We start from the raw sequence: 14,870 nt of genomic DNA, 5'->3' as shown, positions 1-14,870 counted from the left end.
CCTAGGGGACTTCAGGTCACCAGGGCTTGTCGACGCCCCCGTCGTTGCCCTTGTCGCGGGCCTCCTTGTCGCGGCGGTTCTCCTCCGACTCCTGCTGGCCGTTCTGGTTGCGCTCCTGCAGCTCCTTCTTCTTCGGGTCCTCCTCCTCGCCCGAGCCGTCCTGCTCGTCCTCACCCTTCTTCGGGTCCTCGCCACCGCCGTCGTCCGGCTGCTTCTGGCCGGTCTGCTCCTCGAGCTTGTCCTTGGCCTCCTGCTGCTTGCGGCCCGCCTCGCCCTCGTTGCCGTCGTCGGACCCGTCGAGGCACCCTTCCGGTCCTTCCTCGATGAGCTTCAGCGCCTCCTGCGCGAAGGCCTTCTCGCCCGCCGGGTCGCCGGCCTCCTTGGCCTTGTCGGCCTGCGCGGAGACGGTCAGCACGAGGTTGGTCCGGACGGTGCAGTCGTCCTGCGGGTCGTCGGTGCGCGAGAGCGCCAGCTCGAGGTCCTCACGACCCCCTTCGAGGTCGCCCTGGACGGACCGTCCGGTGCCCTCGACGAAGGGGGCGCGCCACCGCTCGACGATGTTGAGCACGCCGAGCTTGTCGGCGGCGTCGCGCATGCCCTGCCCGTCGTCGCGGCCGTGGGCGTCCTGGGCCTGCCCGATGAAGACCGGCAGGGTGAGGAAGCGGATCGCGAGGACGATCAGGACGATGGCCGGGAGCACCGTCGCCCAGATGAGGCGCCGCCGTCGTCGCAGTCGGGGTTCGGTGGGTGTGCTCATGCCGTGGCCCTCCGCAGTCGGCCGATCTCACGGGTCGTGATGAAGAGGTCGACGAGGAGCAGCAGGGACATCACCGTGGCGAGGACCCACACGAGCGAGGTGTACGTCTCGATCGCCGCACCGGCGCCCTCGACGGTCGTGCCGGGGTCCGCGTCCTCCAGGGCCGGCCCGATGTCGCCGCCCGTGCGGTGCGTGTAGGGCACGCCGAGCTGGTCGGCGACCTCCTTCAGCCGCTGCTCGTCGATCGTGCTGACACCGGGGTTGCCCTGGGCGTCCTTGACGTCCTCGCCGGGGGTCCCGTCCGCGGACGTCGTCGCCATGCGGCCGCCCTTGTCGCTCCCGTACCCGAGCACGGCGCCACCGTCGACGAGGTCGGGCAGGTCGAAGGGGGCGGGCTCCTGCGCCGCGGTCTGCTCGCCGTCGCCGAGGTAGAAGACGATGCGCGAGCGCTCCGGCTGGCGCTCCTTGGCGCCCTCCAGGGTGGTGCGCAACCGCTCCTGGGCGATCGTGATCGAGGACCCGCCGGAGTACAGGCTGTTCTCCGGGCGCAGGTTCTCGGCGGCGGTCTTCAGCGCCTGGGTGTCCGTCGTGAGCGGCATGACCACGCGGGCCGTGTAGTCGAAGGTGATGATCGAGAAGCGCGCCCCCGGCATCTCCGCCTGGATCTTCGCGATGTCCTCGCGGTAGCCCTCGAGACGCGTGCGCTCGCCGTCGTGGTCGCGGGCCATCGACGAGGTCGTCGTGTCGACGACGAAGAAGACGTTGACGTCCGAGGAGGCCTGCCGCGCGATCGAGCCGCTGACCGCGGGTCCGAGGAGGGCGAGGGCCATGACGAGGGCGGTGACCAGTCGCAGGACCCACCGCGGGCGGTGACGCCCGTCGGCGAGGACGCGCCAGCCGGTGAAGCCGACGAGCAGCAGGCCGGCGACCACGACCAGGGGCCACGGGATGACGGGGTGCAGGCTCATCGGCGCCACCACCACAGGAGCGGGTAGAGCACGACGAGGCCGAGGAGGCCGAAGCTCAACCAGAGCGTCGGCAGGTCGGTGCGCACGTGGACCGGTGCGACGTCGGGCAGGCGGGCAGCCTCGAGCTCCTCGATGTTGCTCGTGACCTCCTCGGTCGCACTGGCCTGGTCGAGCCCCCACGTGCGGCCGCCGGTCCGCTCCGTCGCCGCGGACAGCGTGGAGTGGTTGGCGCCGTAGGGCTGCGGGTTGAGGGCGTAGACGCGCACCTTGCGCTCGACGGCCAGGTCGGTCGCCTCGCCGAGCGAGTACACGCCGTCGCCGTGCACCTCGTTGTCCGTGCCGAGGATGATCGCCCGCGGTCGCTCCTGGTCGAGGTGGTCGAAGTTGAGCACGCAGCTGGCGAGACCGTCGCCGACGAGCGAGCTGGCGAGGATCTTCTGGTTGAAGGTGCCGTCGATCGGGTTGTACTCGCCCTCGCCGCCGAAGAGGCTGAACCCGTCGGCGTAGCCCTTGAGCTGCTCCTCGACGAGCTCGTAGTCGTCGGTGAGGGGGAAGGCGGTCACCGCCTGGTTGTTGAAGAGCACGAGGCCGATCCGCTCCCCGCGGAAGCGGCCGACGATCTCGGCGAAGTCGTTGAGCACCGCCTGGTCGGTCGTGAACATGGACCCGGAGACGTCGAGGCAGAGCATGATGTCGCGGTTGTTCTTCTCCGGGTCGATGATCTCGGTCGTGCCGGGGCGACCGGCGGCGACGGCCAGGGGCAGGACGGTCAGCCCGATGACGGCGGCGATGCCGAGGAGGCGCACCCGTTGGCGGGAGATCGCGGCGCGGTAGGCCGGCAGGCGGGTGAGGCGGGCCGAGTGGGCGACGAGGACGGCGTCCTTGGCCGCTGTGTCACGCCCGGCCAGCCACCAGCCGAGCCCGGCGACGACGAGCAGGACGAGGACGATGAGCAGGGTGAGCCACCACCAGGTCAGACCCATCACGACCACCCCCCGACGACGTCGCGGGCGGCACCGGCCGACCGGGTGAAGCTCGGTGGGTCGGCCTCGTCGGCGCCGAACTGGCGCGGGTAGTACTCCTCGATGAGCGCCGCGAGATGGGCGGGGCCGCGCTCGCGCAGGTCGGCCGCGGTCATGATCTCGGCCTTGAGCCCGCTGGCCCTGCTGACGAATCCGCGCACGATCTTCGACAGCTCGTGGTGCCCCCTTCGTGCCGTGATCTCCTCGGCCCGCACCCTGGCCTCGACCTCGTCGATGCGGGTGAGCGCGTCGCGGCGCAGCTTGGCGAGCGCGGACGGCGGCAGGCTGCCGTGCAGCTCGGGGTCCTCCGGGCGGCGGGTGAGCAGCCAGATGGCGACGGCCCAGATCAGCAGGCCGAAGAGGATGAAGCCTCCGAGGACCGGCCAGGTGACCGCGTAGCCCTGGGGCGCGAGGTAGATCGGGTCAGCGTCCACGGCGTCTCTTCTCGAGCATGCGCACGATCATCGGCACGACCTCGTCGGTGTGGCCGGCGCGCGCGGAGGAGACGTCGGTGCGCCGCAGCATCGCGTCGACGTCGTGCCGACGGGTGCTCTCCGCCTGCCGGAAGGCGGTGGCGAGCGCGCGGTCGGCGGCGAGCAGGTCGGGCAGCGGGTGGTCGGACGCGACATCGCGCACGAGGGTCTCGGGGGCGAGGGCCAGCGGGTCGAGGTCGGCGATGTCGACCCACAGCACCTCGTGCCGCAGGCGGAGGGTGCGGAGGGTGTCCTCGACTGCGGCCGGCTCCACCCCGTCGTCGGCGATGACGAGCACGACCTTGCGCCCCTTGACGTTGCGCGTGATGTGCCGCAGCAGCCCCGGCAGGTCCGACGAAGGGGAGTCGGCCTGGGAGAGCGTGATCGCCTCCTGCAGGAGCAGCTCCAGGTGGCCCTCCGAGCTGCGCGCCCGGGTGGCGTGGATGCGCCCGGGAGCACCGCTGATCATCGACACGTCGTCGCCGTGCCGGACGGCGAGCCAGCCGAGCACCCCGGCGGCGAGGACCGCGACGTCGCGCTTGGGCTCGCCGCCCGCCGCGGTCGCGGCCATCTCGCGGCCGGCGGGCATGACGATGATGAGCGAGAAGTGCCGCTCGGCCACGTACCGCTTGATGAGCATCGAGCCGTGGCGGGCCGACGCCCGCCAGTCGATGTCGCGGATGTCGTCGCCGACGGCATAGGCGCGCAGGTCGTCGAAGTCCATCGAGCGACCCTTGTGGACCGAGGCGTAGCCGCCGTCGAGCAGCGCCACCGAGCGTCGCCGGACGTGGATCGACAGCTTGCCCTTGACCTTGTGGACGAGACGCGTCATGGCGTCCTAGGGGGTGCGGACGGCGCGCACGACGGCGTCGATGATCGTCTCGACGCGCACGTCGTCGGCGGTGGCCTCGTAGGTGAGCAGGACGCGGTGGCGCAGCACGCGATGGGCCAGGTGGCGCACGTCCTCGGGGATGACGTGGTCGCGCCCCTGCAGCAGCGCGGAGGCGCGGGCGGCCTTGGCGAAGGCGATCGAGGCGCGCGGGCTGGCCCCGATCTCGACGTAGCGGGCCAGCTCGGGTGGCATGACCTTGCCGGGGGTGCGGGTCGCCGCGACGATGAAGGTGATGTAGTCGAGGATCGCCTTGTCGAGGTAGACCGACGCGGCCAGGCGCTGCAGCTCGCGGGCGTCGGCGATGTCGATCATCGCCCGCTCGGGCTGGTCGAAGACGCCGGCGTCGATGCGGCGCACGACCTCGACCTCCTCGGCCGGGCTGGGGTAGTCGAGCAGGTCCTTGAGCATGAACCGGTCGAGCTGGGCCTCGGGCAGGACGTAGGTGCCCTCCTGCTCGATGGGGTTCTGCGTCGCGAGGACGAGGAAGGGCTCGGGCACCTTGAAGACCTGGCCGCCGATGGAGGTCTGGCGCTCCTGCATCGCCTCGAGCATCGCCGACTGGGTCTTGGCCGAGCTGCGGTTGATCTCGTCGAGCAGGACGAAGTTGGCGTGCACCGGTCCGAGCTGGGTGACGAACTTGCCCGTGCTCGCGTCGTACACCTGGGTGCCGACGATGTCGCTCGGCAGCAGGTCCGGGGTGCACTGGATGCGCTTGAAGGACCCGCCGATCGCCGTCGCGAGCGCGTGCGCCGCGGTCGTCTTCGCCAGACCGGGGACCGACTCGAGCAGGACGTGGCCGCTCGTCAGCAGACCGATGAGCAGGGTCTCGCGCAGCCGACGCTGGCCGACGACCTTGGACTCGAAGCCCTTGTCGACCAGGGCGACGAGGCTGCGAGCCCGCTCGAGGTGGTCCTGGCTGATCCTGCTCGCTGGCGGCACGTACGTCCCCTTCGATCCTGTGGTCCTGATGTCGCGGTCACTCTACGGACCGCGGGCGGCCACGGCACCGGGGAGCACTCCCCCGAGACTCGGCCCATGGCCGCAATGTGGCCCCGATAGCCGCCCTGGCCCGAGTCTCGCGGGTCGGGGCGACCTAGGGTCGGGGGCATGACCTCCGAGCCCGGCACCCCGATGACGGTGCGGGCCGGGCCGCGAGAGGTCCTCGCCCTGGCCGTGCCAGCCTTCCTCGCGCTCGTCGCCGAGCCGCTCTTCCTCATGGTTGACGCCGCGGTCGTCGGTCGTCTCGGCGTGGTCCCGCTCGCCGGGCTCGGCACCGCGAGCTCCGTGCTCCTTACCGCGGCAGGCGTCTTCGTCTTCCTCGCGTACGGCACGACGAGCGTCGTCGCGCGGCAGTACGGCGCCGGGTCGACGCGCGGCGCGATCGAGCTCGGCACCGGCGGGACCTGGCTCGCGGGAGGCCTGGGGCTCGTCGTCGCGGCGGTCGTCGGTCTCGGGGCCCGGCCGCTCGCCGGTGCCTTCGGCTCATCGCCGCAGGCGCTGGACCAGGCCGTCGTCTACCTGCGCGTCAGCGCGCTCGGCCTGCCCGCGATGCTCCTCGTGCTCGCGGCGACCGGCATCCTGCGCGGCCTGCAGGACACCCGGACCCCGCTCGTCGCCTCGGCGGCGGGCTTCGGCGCCAACGCCGTCCTGTCGGTCCTCCTCGTCCACGGGGTCGGCCTCGGGATCGCCGGCGCCGCGTGGGGCACGGTGATCGCCCAGTGGGGCATGGCCGTGGCGCTGCTCGCGGTCGTGGTGGGCCGGGGACGAGGCGTGGGGGCCTCCCTTCGCCCTCATGTCGGGCGGGTCGTCGACGCCGCGCTCGACGGCGCGCCCCTGCTGGTCCGCACGCTCGCGCTGCGCGCGATCCTGCTGCTCACGGTCTGGGTCGCGGCCGGCTTCGGTGACGTGCCGCTCGCCGCGTACCAGGTCACGACGACCGTCTGGTCGCTGCTCGTCTTCGCCCTCGACGCCCTGGCCATCGCCGGGCAGGCGCTCACCGGGGCCGCGCTCGGCAGCGGTGACGCGAAGGGGGCGCGCGCCGCCACCGCCTTCATGGTCCGGTGGGGCGTCTGGGGCGGGGTGGGCCTCGGGCTCGTCCTCGCGGCGCTGCACCGGGTGCTCCCCGCGCTCTTCACCGACGACCCGCAGGTGCGCGGCGCCATCGCCGCGGGTCTGCTCGTCGTCGCGCTCGCCCAGCCGCTGTCGGGCTACGTCTTCGTCGTCGACGGGGTGCTCATCGGTGCGGGCGACGGCCGTTGGCTCGCCGGGTCGATGGCCCTCGTCCTGCTCGCCTACGTCCCCGTCATCTGGCTGGCCAGGACCCTCGGCGACGGGCACGGGCCCGAGGCCGCCGTCGTCACCCTGTGGCTCGCGTTCACCGCGTTCATGGCGATCCGGGGTGGGTTCATGGCCTACCGGGTCCGCGGCGACGCCTGGGCGGTGACCGGCGCCCGCCGCTGAGTCGAGATATCTCCGGTCGAGGTATCTCGGACCGGACAGACCGTCGCAGATACCTCGAACCGCGGGGTCAGGCGACCGAGGGCCGGGTGCTGTCGGCGTACGAGTACCAGCCGGCGTCGGCGAGCGCCTCGGCGATCCGGCGGCGGCCGGCCGCACCCTCGGCGGTGACGACCGCCAGCTCGGACGGACGAAGGGGGGTCAGCGCCAGCGCCCGGACCCGCCCGCCCTCGACGTCGAAGGCCTGGCCGCGGCCCGGTAGCTCGACGCCCACGAGGGCACCGAGGCGACCCTCGGCCACCCAGTCGGCGGGCGCGTCGCCGGCGGAGAGCTCGAGGGAGAGCAGGTCGTGGCAGGCGAGCGCCTCACCCAGGCTGGTGCCGGCACCGGCGATCGCGCCGGCGGCCTCCTCGAGCGCGGTGGCGAGCCACCGCCCTTCGCCCTCGGGCCCCTCGACCAGCTCGCGGCCCTCGACGTAGACCTCGACCCCGAGGCCGGGCGCGGCGGACTCCCCTTCGTCACCCGAGGGGTCGCTGAGGCCGTCGGTCGCGACGACACCCGAGTGCGCCGTGACGACGTGCAGGTAGGCAGAGGAACCGGTCGGCCACAGCGCCGGCTCGTCGGCGTCGCCCAGGGGACCGCACTGCGCGCCCAGCTGGCCGACGCCGCGCCAGAACTCGTCGCGGCGCTCACGGATCCGGTCGGTCTGCTCCATCGAAGTCACCCCTGCATCCTGCCCGCTGCCCGGCACCGGTGGAAGACCGGGGCCGGGCAGCGGACGAGGTCGAGCGGGTCAGCTCGTCGTCAGGCGGAAGCGGAAGTCCGCGTGGTCGCCCTCGCCCCAGACGGCGAATCCGGCGGACTTCAACGCCCCGAGGTTGGCGCGCTCCTCGTCGCCGAGGTCCTCGCCGAAGAGCTCGACGGCCTTGGCGATGTCGAGGTACCCCACGCTGCCGGCCTTGTCGGCGTCCGGGACCGCGTCCCTGAAGGCGTCGGCGGCCGCGAGACCGGACCCGGTGGCGACCTGGTCGGCGTAGCCGGCATCGGTCGAGACGACCGTCCGGTTGCCGTCGGCATCCTTGACCGTCAGCTGGGGCGTGCCGCCCGTGCCGGTGGTGCTGCTGTTGACGGAGGCGACGAGCTTGTCGATGAGCCCGCGGTCACCGTTGGTCACCAGGGCGACCTTGGGGGTGTCCGCGTCCGGCCCGACAGCGAGGCTCGTCTCGCTCCCGACCGCCTTGGCGAGGTCATCGGGCACGGAGAGACCGGTCTCCTGGGTGAAGGAGTCGATCCCGTCCTGCCAGTCCTCGCCGAGGTTCCCCCGAGCGCCCTTGTCGAACTGGGGCCAGGCCTTGCGGATCGACTCGTCCAGGCCGGAGATCGACAGTGCGGCGAAGGTGTCGGCCGGCAGGTCGCCGACCGCGGTCCCGTCCCCGGCGGGGACGCTGCCGTCGGGCAGGCCGTTGGCGCGGCCGGCGATCTCGAGGGTCGGTCCGTCGAAGCGGATCGCGGCGGCGTAGCGGCCGACCGGCTCGGAGGTGGTGGAGACACCGGTGCCGAGGGCGCCCAGGAGCTGCTGCGCCCTGTTCGCGTCCATCCAGCCGGTGACGAGGCCGTCCTCGCCGAGGTCCTCCATGTCCTGGGTGAAGCGGTCGTCCTCGGCGAGCGGGCTGTCCTGGGCCTCGTCGACCGCCGTGTCGACGACCGACTGCTCCTCGCCGCAGATCGCGAAATCGGGCTGGACGGAGCAGTAGCCACCGGTGCCGGTCACCTTCGACAGGCCCCGGTGGGCGGCGTCCTCGTCGGTGCTCGCCAGTGCCACGACGACACCGGGCTCGCTCGAGCCGTCGGTGGGCGGGAGGACCGCGACGCCGAAGCGCTGGCCGAGCCAGGGCTCGACGTCCTGCGCGTAGTCGACGCCCTCGAGCCCGCCGTCCTCCTTGATGGCGTCGAAGAGCTCCTGGCGCAGGTCGCTGCCCTCGTCGATGTCGGCGAGCTCGTCGCGGGCGCCGGGGAACTTGCGGGCGAAGCGGAAGGCGTCGACCTTCTGGTCGGCGGACGGGTCGAGGTCGACCTTGGCGAAGGCGATGGCGGTCGCCGGCAGGGCCGTCTCCGGCTGGGGGCCGCCGCCGTTGATCTTGCCGTAGGCGAAGAGCGCGCCGCCGCCGAGGAGACCGAGGGAGAGGACACCCGCGACACCGAGGGCGCCCCACCTGAGGGCCCTGCGGGAGCTCGGGGCCGGCTGGGGCGGGAGCTGGTGCCCCCACTGGCCGGGCTGCTGCTGGACGCCGGGGTACTGCGGCGGGACGCCCGGGTACTGGCCGTGGACGGGCTGTCCGAACCCGGGCTGCCCGTACCCGGGAGGCGGTGGGGGTTGGCCGCCGGGCGCGGGTGGCTGGCCGAAGGGCGGCTGGGTCATGATCTCTCCCCGGGTCGTGACGAAGTCTTGGCACGAACCTTACGGTTCGATGACCCTCCGTGGACATGGGGAGGACTACCCACGACGACGGGGGCCCACCGTGATGGTGGGCCCCCCGTCGGGATGTGACCGGACTCAGCCGGCGACGACGTCGAGGCTGACCTTCGCCTGGACCTCGGGGTGCAGGCGCACGAGCGCCTCGGCCGGGCCGACCGACTTGATCGGCGTCGGGATCTCGATCGTGCGACGGTCGAGCTCCGGGCCACCGCCGGCCTTGACGGCCTCGGCGACCTCGCGGCTCGTGACGGCGCCGAAGAGGCGACCGGACTCGCCGGCGTGGGCGGCGATGGTGACCTTCTGCGACTCGAGGTTGCCCTTGATCGAGGTCGCCTCCTCGAGGGACTTCACGGCGCGAGCGGCGCGGCCGGCGGCGAGCGCCTCGACCTGCTTCTGCGCACCCTTGGTCCACGCCTCGGCGAGGCCGCGACGGTAGAGGAAGTTGCGGGCGTAACCCGGCTTGACGTCGACGACGTCACCGGCGGTACCGAGGCCGGAGACCTCGTGGGTGAGGATGACCTTCATGTCTGCTCCTGGATTCTTCGCGGCCGCGGATCAGCGGTTGGACGAGGAGTAGGGCAGCAGGGCCATCTCCCGGGCGTTCTTGACAGCGGTCGCGATGCGGCGCTGCTCCTGGACGGACACGCCGGTGACGCGACGGGCACGGATCTTCCCGCGGTCGGAGATGAACTTGCGCAGCAGGTTCGCGTCCTTGTAGTCGATGTTCTCGACCTTCGCCGCCTTGAGCGGGTTGGCCTTCTTCTTGGGCTTGCGCACTACGGGCTTGGCCATCGTGGTGCTCTCCTTCGGTGTTCACGAGAGCCCGAGGTTGGTCCTCGGGATGGGGGTGTTGTCTGGTGCTCGGGCGGACCCGGGCGTGAGAGATCGATCAGAAGGGGGGCTCGTCGTAGCTGGGCGCGTTGCCCCAGCCACCGCCACCCTGGCCGCCGCCCTGCGGGGCGCCACCCTGGGCGGGAGCCTGCTGGCCGCCGAAGCCGCCACCCTGCGGGGCGCCCCCCTGCTGGCCGCCGGTCGCCCACGGGTCCTCCTGCTGGCCGCCGAAGCCGCCGCCGGAACCACCCTGCTGGCCACCGCCGCCCCAGGAACCGCCGCCGCCCTGGCCGCCGCCACCGCCGCGCTGGGTCTTCGTCACCTTGGCGGTGGCGTAGCGCAGCGACGGGCCGACCTCGTCGACCTGCATCTCCATGACGGAGCGCTTCTGGCCGGTCTCCTTGTCCTCCCACGAGCGGGAGATCAGGCGACCGGTCACGACGACCCGGGTGCCACGGGTCAGGGACTCCGCAACGTTCTCGGCGGCCTCGCGCCACACGGAGCAGCGCATGAAGAGCGTCTCCGCGTCCTTCCACTCGTTCGTCTGGCGATCGAACGTGCGGGGGGTCGAGGCAACGGTGAAGTTGGCCACTGCGGCGCCACTCGGGGTGAACCGGAGCTCCGGGTCAGCCGTGAGGTTGCCGATAACGGTGATGGGGGTCTCGCCTGCCATGGTTTCCTTCTCGATCGGTGATCGTCTCAGGTGAGTCCGTCGGCATGCACCGACGGACCGGGGGTCGAGGCTGTCTCAGGCCTCGATGCGCATGAGCTTGGTCCGCAGGACCTGCTCGGAGAGACCCAGCTGGCGGTCGAGCTCCTTGCTCGTCGCCGGCGTGCAGGTCAGGTTGGCGACGGCGTAGAGGCCCTCTGCCTTCTTGTTGATCTCGTAAGCGAGACGACGACGGCCCCAGTGGTCGATCTTGTCCACGCTGCCGCCGTCCTTGGTGACGACGGTGAGGAACTTGTCGAACAGCGGCTGGACGGCCCGCTCGTCGGTCTCGGGGTCGAAGATGACCATGAGCTCGTACTGACGCATGCTGATAACCCGCCTCCTTCGGTCTGTGCGGTCACGGTCTCTCCGTGACAGGAGGGTTTGTGCATCGGTCCCCGGGCACGCCGTCAGGACGACGACGACACGGGAGACACCCGAGGGTATCGGCTGCACTCCCTTCGCACCAAAGCGTGCACCCGGGCGACGGGCCGCTCAGACGGTGACCGGCTCCTGTGGACGCTCGTCGTCGACCGTCGGGGTCTGGGGACGAAGGGAGGGCGCCGGGTTGTCGACCGGCGTGTACCAGACGCTCCACAGCAGGAAGCCCCACGCCATCGCCCGGCCGAGGACGATGACGGCGTACCACGGTGCGGGCAGGCCCGTGTCCGGGTCGGACGCCGCACCGATGTGCAGCCACAGCGCGGTGGCGTGGACCGCCTCGACGGCGACGAAGCCGAGGTGGGTGCGCCACGAGACGCCCGCGAGGATCGCCAGCGGCAGCACCCACAAGGCCGCCTGCACCGGCACCGAGGCTCCGGTGAGCGCCACGAGCGGGACCGTGAAGGCGGCGACCTGCGCCCACGTCGCCGGTCGCCAGGCGCGGCGGGCCATGAGCACACCCGCCCAGGTCGCCGCGGCCCAGCCGACGAGGGCGAAGAGGGGCGCGACCCGGCTCGGCAGGGGGTGGCCCGCGAGCTCGGGGATCATCAGGACCGAGCCGTAGCCGGGCTTGCCGCCCCACCACGCGCGCAGCGGTCCGGTGGCGATCTCCGGGGAGGCGAGCGCGAGGACGAGACCGACGGCCAGGGCGGTGCCGAGCGCCACCGCGACGGTGCGCACGGCGTCCTCGACGTGCCCGACGCGGCGCGCGGCGACGACCAGCGCGACGGCGACCATGCCGACCCAGGCGTGCCCGAGCAGGGCCACGCCCAGGAGGACGCCCGCGAGGACGGGGCGCCGCGTCCAGTCGGCGAGGATCGCGGCCAGCACGAGGGTGACGACGACCATGTCCGGCGAGAGCAGCGCCGCGACGACGTGGACCGGCGAGAGGGCCAGCTGGGTCGCCAGGTCGAGGCGCTGGGGGCGCATCCGCCCGAGGCACCACACGGCGACGACGAGGCAGATCGCGATGAGCAGCGTCCAGGTCGTCAGGTACCAGCGGGTGTCGGTCAGCCAGCCCCCGGTGTCGGGGATGAGCCCGCCGACGAGGGACATCAGCCCGGACAGGAGCGGCATCTGCTCGAGGCGGATCTCGCCGGCGAGCCACCCGCCGATGCCCCGTTCGAGCCCGCCGAGCTGGTACTGCGCCGGCAGGTCGGAGAAGCACCCGCGCCAGAACTGGTCGTCACCGTTCCAGCCGGTGCCGATGCAGTGGCCTTGGCGCAGCACGGCCCCGGCGAGCGGGACCATGCTCAGCGCCGCGACCAACGGCAGCACCCGTCCCAGTGCGAGCTGCCGCGCAGCGACCCGGCGACCCATGGGCCCGCCGAGCAGCTCGCTCGCGTCCTCGGGCAGCAGGTCCCGCGGGGTCGACTCGCGGGGCACCTACTCCCCCTGCTCCGTCCCGCGGCCACCACCCGTGGGCCGCGGGATGGTCGGCAGCGACGTGGTCGTCGGCGTCGTCGTGGTCGTCGGCGGCGGTGGCGGTGGCGGCGGCGGCGTGGAGGTCGTCGTCGGCGGCGGCGGCGGCGGCGTGGAGGTCGTCGTCGGTGGCGGCGGGGTGGTGCTCGTCGTCGTGCTCGAGGAGGTGCTGGACGAGGAGGAGGAGCTCGTGCTCGTCGAGGACGGCGTCGACGTGGTCGTCGTCGTGGTGGTGCGCGGCGTCTGGGAGGTCGTCGTCGGCACGGGCTCCGGGGCCTGCGTCGTCGTCGTGATCGGCGGCGGCGCGTCGGTGGGCCCGTCGGTCTGCGGCCGGTACTTGACGTTGCCCGGCGGTGGCAGCTTCCTGACCGGCTCGCCCTCGAGGGCGCCGATCATGAAGTCGGTCCACATGCGGGCCGGGACCGTGCCGCCGGTGATCTCGCCGTACCCGCCGAGGTTCACCAGCTGGTTCTTGTCGACGAGCCGCCCGTCGCCCTTGTACATGCCGACGGCAGTGGCCAGCTGCCCCGGGGTGAAGCCGTCGAACCAGGCGGCGTAGTTGTTGGACGTCGTGCCGGTCTTGCCCCCCACCGGGCGGCCCAGGTCGGCCACCGTCGGGTACCCGGTGCCCCCGGGCTGGCCCACCTGGCTCATCGCCTGGATCGCGTCGCGGGCGACGTCCTGCGGGAAGGCGCGGCGCACGTCCTTCTTGACCTTGTAGTCCAGCTCGTACTCGCCGGTGCTCTTCACCGAGGAGATGTAGTACGGGGTGGCCCGTCGTCCCTCGGCCGCGATGGTCGCGTAGGCGTTGGCCATGTCGATGACCCGCACGGCGTCCGTGCCGAAGACATTGCCCGGCCCGGTGGAGATCCCGGTGCGCTTGTCACCGTTCCACGCGACGACGCCGGAGTCCTTGGCCGACTCGGCCGTCGACCTCGCCCCGGCGGCGAGGTTGAGCTGGGCGTAGTACGTGTTGACCGACTTCTGCGTCGCGGTGCGCATGTTGACCGGTCCGTACGACGTGTTGCCGTAGTTGACGACACCCCCGGCGCGTTGGATCGCGGTCGCGTCCTTGCCGTCGTAGATGAACGCCTTGTCGTAGTACGGGCTCGCCCCGCTGTACGTCGTGTAGAGCGGGATCCCCTTGCGCAGGGCGGCGATCATCGTGAAGGGCTTCATCGTCGAGCCGGCCTGCATCTTGCCGTCGACGGCGGAGTTGAAGTAGCCGTAGCGGCCCTTGCCGAAGCGGGAGCCGCCGTACATCGCGCGGACCGCGCCGTCGCCCGGCTGGATGGCCGCGAGGCCGATGTGCAGGTCGGAGGTCCGCTCGCCGGTCGGCCGGTTGTCCTCGACCGCTTCACGGGCGGCGCGCTGCGCCTTCTTGTCGATCGTCGTGACGATCTTGAACCCGCCCCGGTCGATGTCGGCGTCGGAGAGCTCGAGCTTGCTGCGCAGCTCGGTGCGCACCTCCTCGGTGATGAAACCGATGTCGCTCGAGGGCGACTGGGAGCGCTTGGGCGCCTTGACCTTCGGGAACTTCTGCTTCGCGCGCTCGGCGGGCGTCATCCAGCCCTTCTCGACCATGCCGTCGAGGACGTAGGCCCACCTCCCCTTCGCCAGGGTGGTCTGCTCCTGCCCGAGCGAGGGGTCGTAGAGCGAGGGACCGCGGATGACGCTGGCCAGCAGGGCGCCCTCGGAGGCCGAGAGGTCCTCGACGTCCTTGCCGAAGTAGGCCTGCGAGGCGGTCTGGATCCCGTCGGCCCCGCGGCCGAAGTAGATCGTGTTGAGGTAGTTGGCCAGGATCTCGTCCTTGCTCAGCTCGCCGTCGATCTTCACCGAGATGAGGATCTCGCGCGCCTTGCGCTCGATCGTCTGGTCCTGGGTGAGGAAGTAGTTCTTCACGTACTGCTGGGTGATCGTCGAGCCGCCACCGCGGTCCTCCCCGGCCAGGGCCCCGCTCACCGCGCGGAAGATGCCCTTGGGCGAGATGCCCCGGTTGTCGTAGAAGGAGCGGTCCTCGGCGGCGATGAACGCGTGCTGCACGTCGTCGGGGACCGCGTCGAGCTCGACGGCCTCGCGGTTGACGGTGGCGATCCGGTCCATCTCCGTCGTGCCGTCGGAGTAGTAGATGACCGAGGCCTGGGCGACCGCGCGGTCGTTCGGCTTGGGGATGTCGGTCATGAGGTACGCGATGACGACGGCGACGATCCCGAGGGCGACGAGGGCCGCGAGGCCCAGGAGCACCTTGTGCAGGAGCGCGCGGCCTCGTCGTCGTGGGCCGCCGCCACGCGCGGTCGACGAGCGCCGGCGGCGGACCTCGGCGCGGGTACGGGGGGAGTTGGACATGGGGACCTCGTGTACTGCGGGAGCGGGGGGAGACGCGCCACCAGTATGGCTGCTGCTCACGGCGCGTCACGACGAA

The 14,870-nt window shown here is 72.1% G+C and carries 15 protein-coding genes; 1 reads left to right on the top strand and 14 read right to left on the bottom strand.

The genetic code is table 11. The features are described 5' to 3' along the window. Positions 1 to 16: 16 nt before the first annotated feature. The 6 genes from ABC138_RS09370 to ABC138_RS09345 are packed head-to-tail and all read right to left on the bottom strand — an operon-like array spanning position 17 to position 5,051. On the bottom strand, positions 17 to 757 hold the full coding sequence (locus ABC138_RS09370) for a hypothetical protein (protein ID WP_338539119.1): 741 nt from the start codon (positions 755 to 757) through the stop codon (positions 17 to 19). Beyond that, positions 754 to 1,725, bottom strand: coding sequence for a VWA domain-containing protein (locus tag ABC138_RS09365; protein WP_345913481.1), 972 nt, complete (start codon positions 1,723 to 1,725; stop codon positions 754 to 756). Before ABC138_RS09365 ends, ABC138_RS09370 begins: the two co-directional genes overlap by 4 nt. Further along, complete coding sequence (locus ABC138_RS09360; protein ID WP_345913480.1) at positions 1,722 to 2,708, bottom strand: VWA domain-containing protein; 987 nt, start codon at positions 2,706 to 2,708, stop codon at positions 1,722 to 1,724. Before ABC138_RS09360 ends, ABC138_RS09365 begins: the two co-directional genes overlap by 4 nt. Then, the gene (locus ABC138_RS09355) at positions 2,708 to 3,181 is read right to left on the bottom strand and encodes a hypothetical protein (protein WP_068327772.1); all 474 of its coding nucleotides are present in this window, start codon (positions 3,179 to 3,181) and stop codon (positions 2,708 to 2,710) included. Before ABC138_RS09355 ends, ABC138_RS09360 begins: the two co-directional genes overlap by 1 nt. Then, positions 3,171 to 4,052 (bottom strand): DUF58 domain-containing protein, encoded by an 882-nt coding sequence (locus tag ABC138_RS09350; RefSeq protein ID WP_345913478.1) that lies wholly within the window; start codon positions 4,050 to 4,052, stop codon positions 3,171 to 3,173. Before ABC138_RS09350 ends, ABC138_RS09355 begins: the two co-directional genes overlap by 11 nt. A 6-nt stretch (positions 4,053 to 4,058) precedes the next feature. Beyond that, positions 4,059 to 5,051 carry an AAA family ATPase gene (locus ABC138_RS09345; RefSeq protein ID WP_068327766.1) on the bottom strand — a complete coding sequence of 331 codons (993 nt, stop codon included), beginning with the start codon at positions 5,049 to 5,051 and terminating at the stop codon, positions 4,059 to 4,061. 168 nt (positions 5,052 to 5,219) lie between these two features. Between ABC138_RS09345 and ABC138_RS09340 the strand changes: the two genes are divergently transcribed. Next, a complete protein-coding gene (locus ABC138_RS09340; protein ID WP_345913477.1) occupies positions 5,220 to 6,572 on the top strand; it encodes an MATE family efflux transporter in 1,353 nt (450 codons plus the stop codon). A gap of 67 nt (positions 6,573 to 6,639) precedes the next feature. On the opposite strand, the gene ABC138_RS09335 is transcribed toward ABC138_RS09340, so the two are convergent. The 8 genes from ABC138_RS09335 to ABC138_RS09300 all read right to left on the bottom strand — a co-directional run bounded on the left by ABC138_RS09335 (position 6,640) and on the right by ABC138_RS09300 (position 14,794). Continuing rightward, positions 6,640 to 7,284, bottom strand: a complete 645-nt coding sequence (locus ABC138_RS09335) for a hypothetical protein (RefSeq protein WP_345913476.1) — start codon at positions 7,282 to 7,284, stop codon at positions 6,640 to 6,642. 78 nt (positions 7,285 to 7,362) lie between these two features. Beyond that, positions 7,363 to 8,988: a DUF3352 domain-containing protein gene (locus ABC138_RS09330; RefSeq protein WP_345913475.1), complete on the bottom strand. Its 1,626-nt coding sequence runs from the start codon at positions 8,986 to 8,988 to the stop codon at positions 7,363 to 7,365. Positions 8,989 to 9,123: 135 nt separating this feature from the next. Further along, the gene (gene rplI, locus ABC138_RS09325) at positions 9,124 to 9,570 is read right to left on the bottom strand and encodes a 50S ribosomal protein L9 (RefSeq protein ID WP_068327754.1); all 447 of its coding nucleotides are present in this window, start codon (positions 9,568 to 9,570) and stop codon (positions 9,124 to 9,126) included. Between the two features lie 30 nt (positions 9,571 to 9,600). After that, positions 9,601 to 9,837: a 30S ribosomal protein S18 gene (gene rpsR / locus ABC138_RS09320; RefSeq protein ID WP_007925814.1), complete on the bottom strand. Its 237-nt coding sequence runs from the start codon at positions 9,835 to 9,837 to the stop codon at positions 9,601 to 9,603. Positions 9,838 to 9,934: 97 nt separating this feature from the next. After that, positions 9,935 to 10,549, bottom strand: a complete 615-nt coding sequence (locus ABC138_RS09315; protein ID WP_068327750.1) for a single-stranded DNA-binding protein — start codon at positions 10,547 to 10,549, stop codon at positions 9,935 to 9,937. A gap of 75 nt (positions 10,550 to 10,624) precedes the next feature. Further along, positions 10,625 to 10,912: a 30S ribosomal protein S6 gene (gene rpsF / locus ABC138_RS09310; RefSeq protein WP_068327747.1), complete on the bottom strand. Its 288-nt coding sequence runs from the start codon at positions 10,910 to 10,912 to the stop codon at positions 10,625 to 10,627. A gap of 168 nt (positions 10,913 to 11,080) precedes the next feature. Continuing rightward, entirely contained in the window at positions 11,081 to 12,412 is a 1,332-nt protein-coding gene (locus tag ABC138_RS09305; protein ID WP_345913472.1) for a hypothetical protein, read from the bottom strand. Continuing rightward, positions 12,413 to 14,794 (bottom strand): transglycosylase domain-containing protein, encoded by a 2,382-nt coding sequence (locus ABC138_RS09300; RefSeq protein WP_345913471.1) that lies wholly within the window; start codon positions 14,792 to 14,794, stop codon positions 12,413 to 12,415. Positions 14,795 to 14,870 lie beyond the last annotated feature (76 nt).

This window comes from Janibacter sp. LM (assembly GCF_039631275.1).
Classification (GTDB): Bacteria; Actinomycetota; Actinomycetes; order Actinomycetales; family Dermatophilaceae; genus Janibacter; species Janibacter terrae.
Note: the sequence above shows the minus strand (reverse complement) of the source record. Positions and strands in the feature narration are given on the sequence as shown.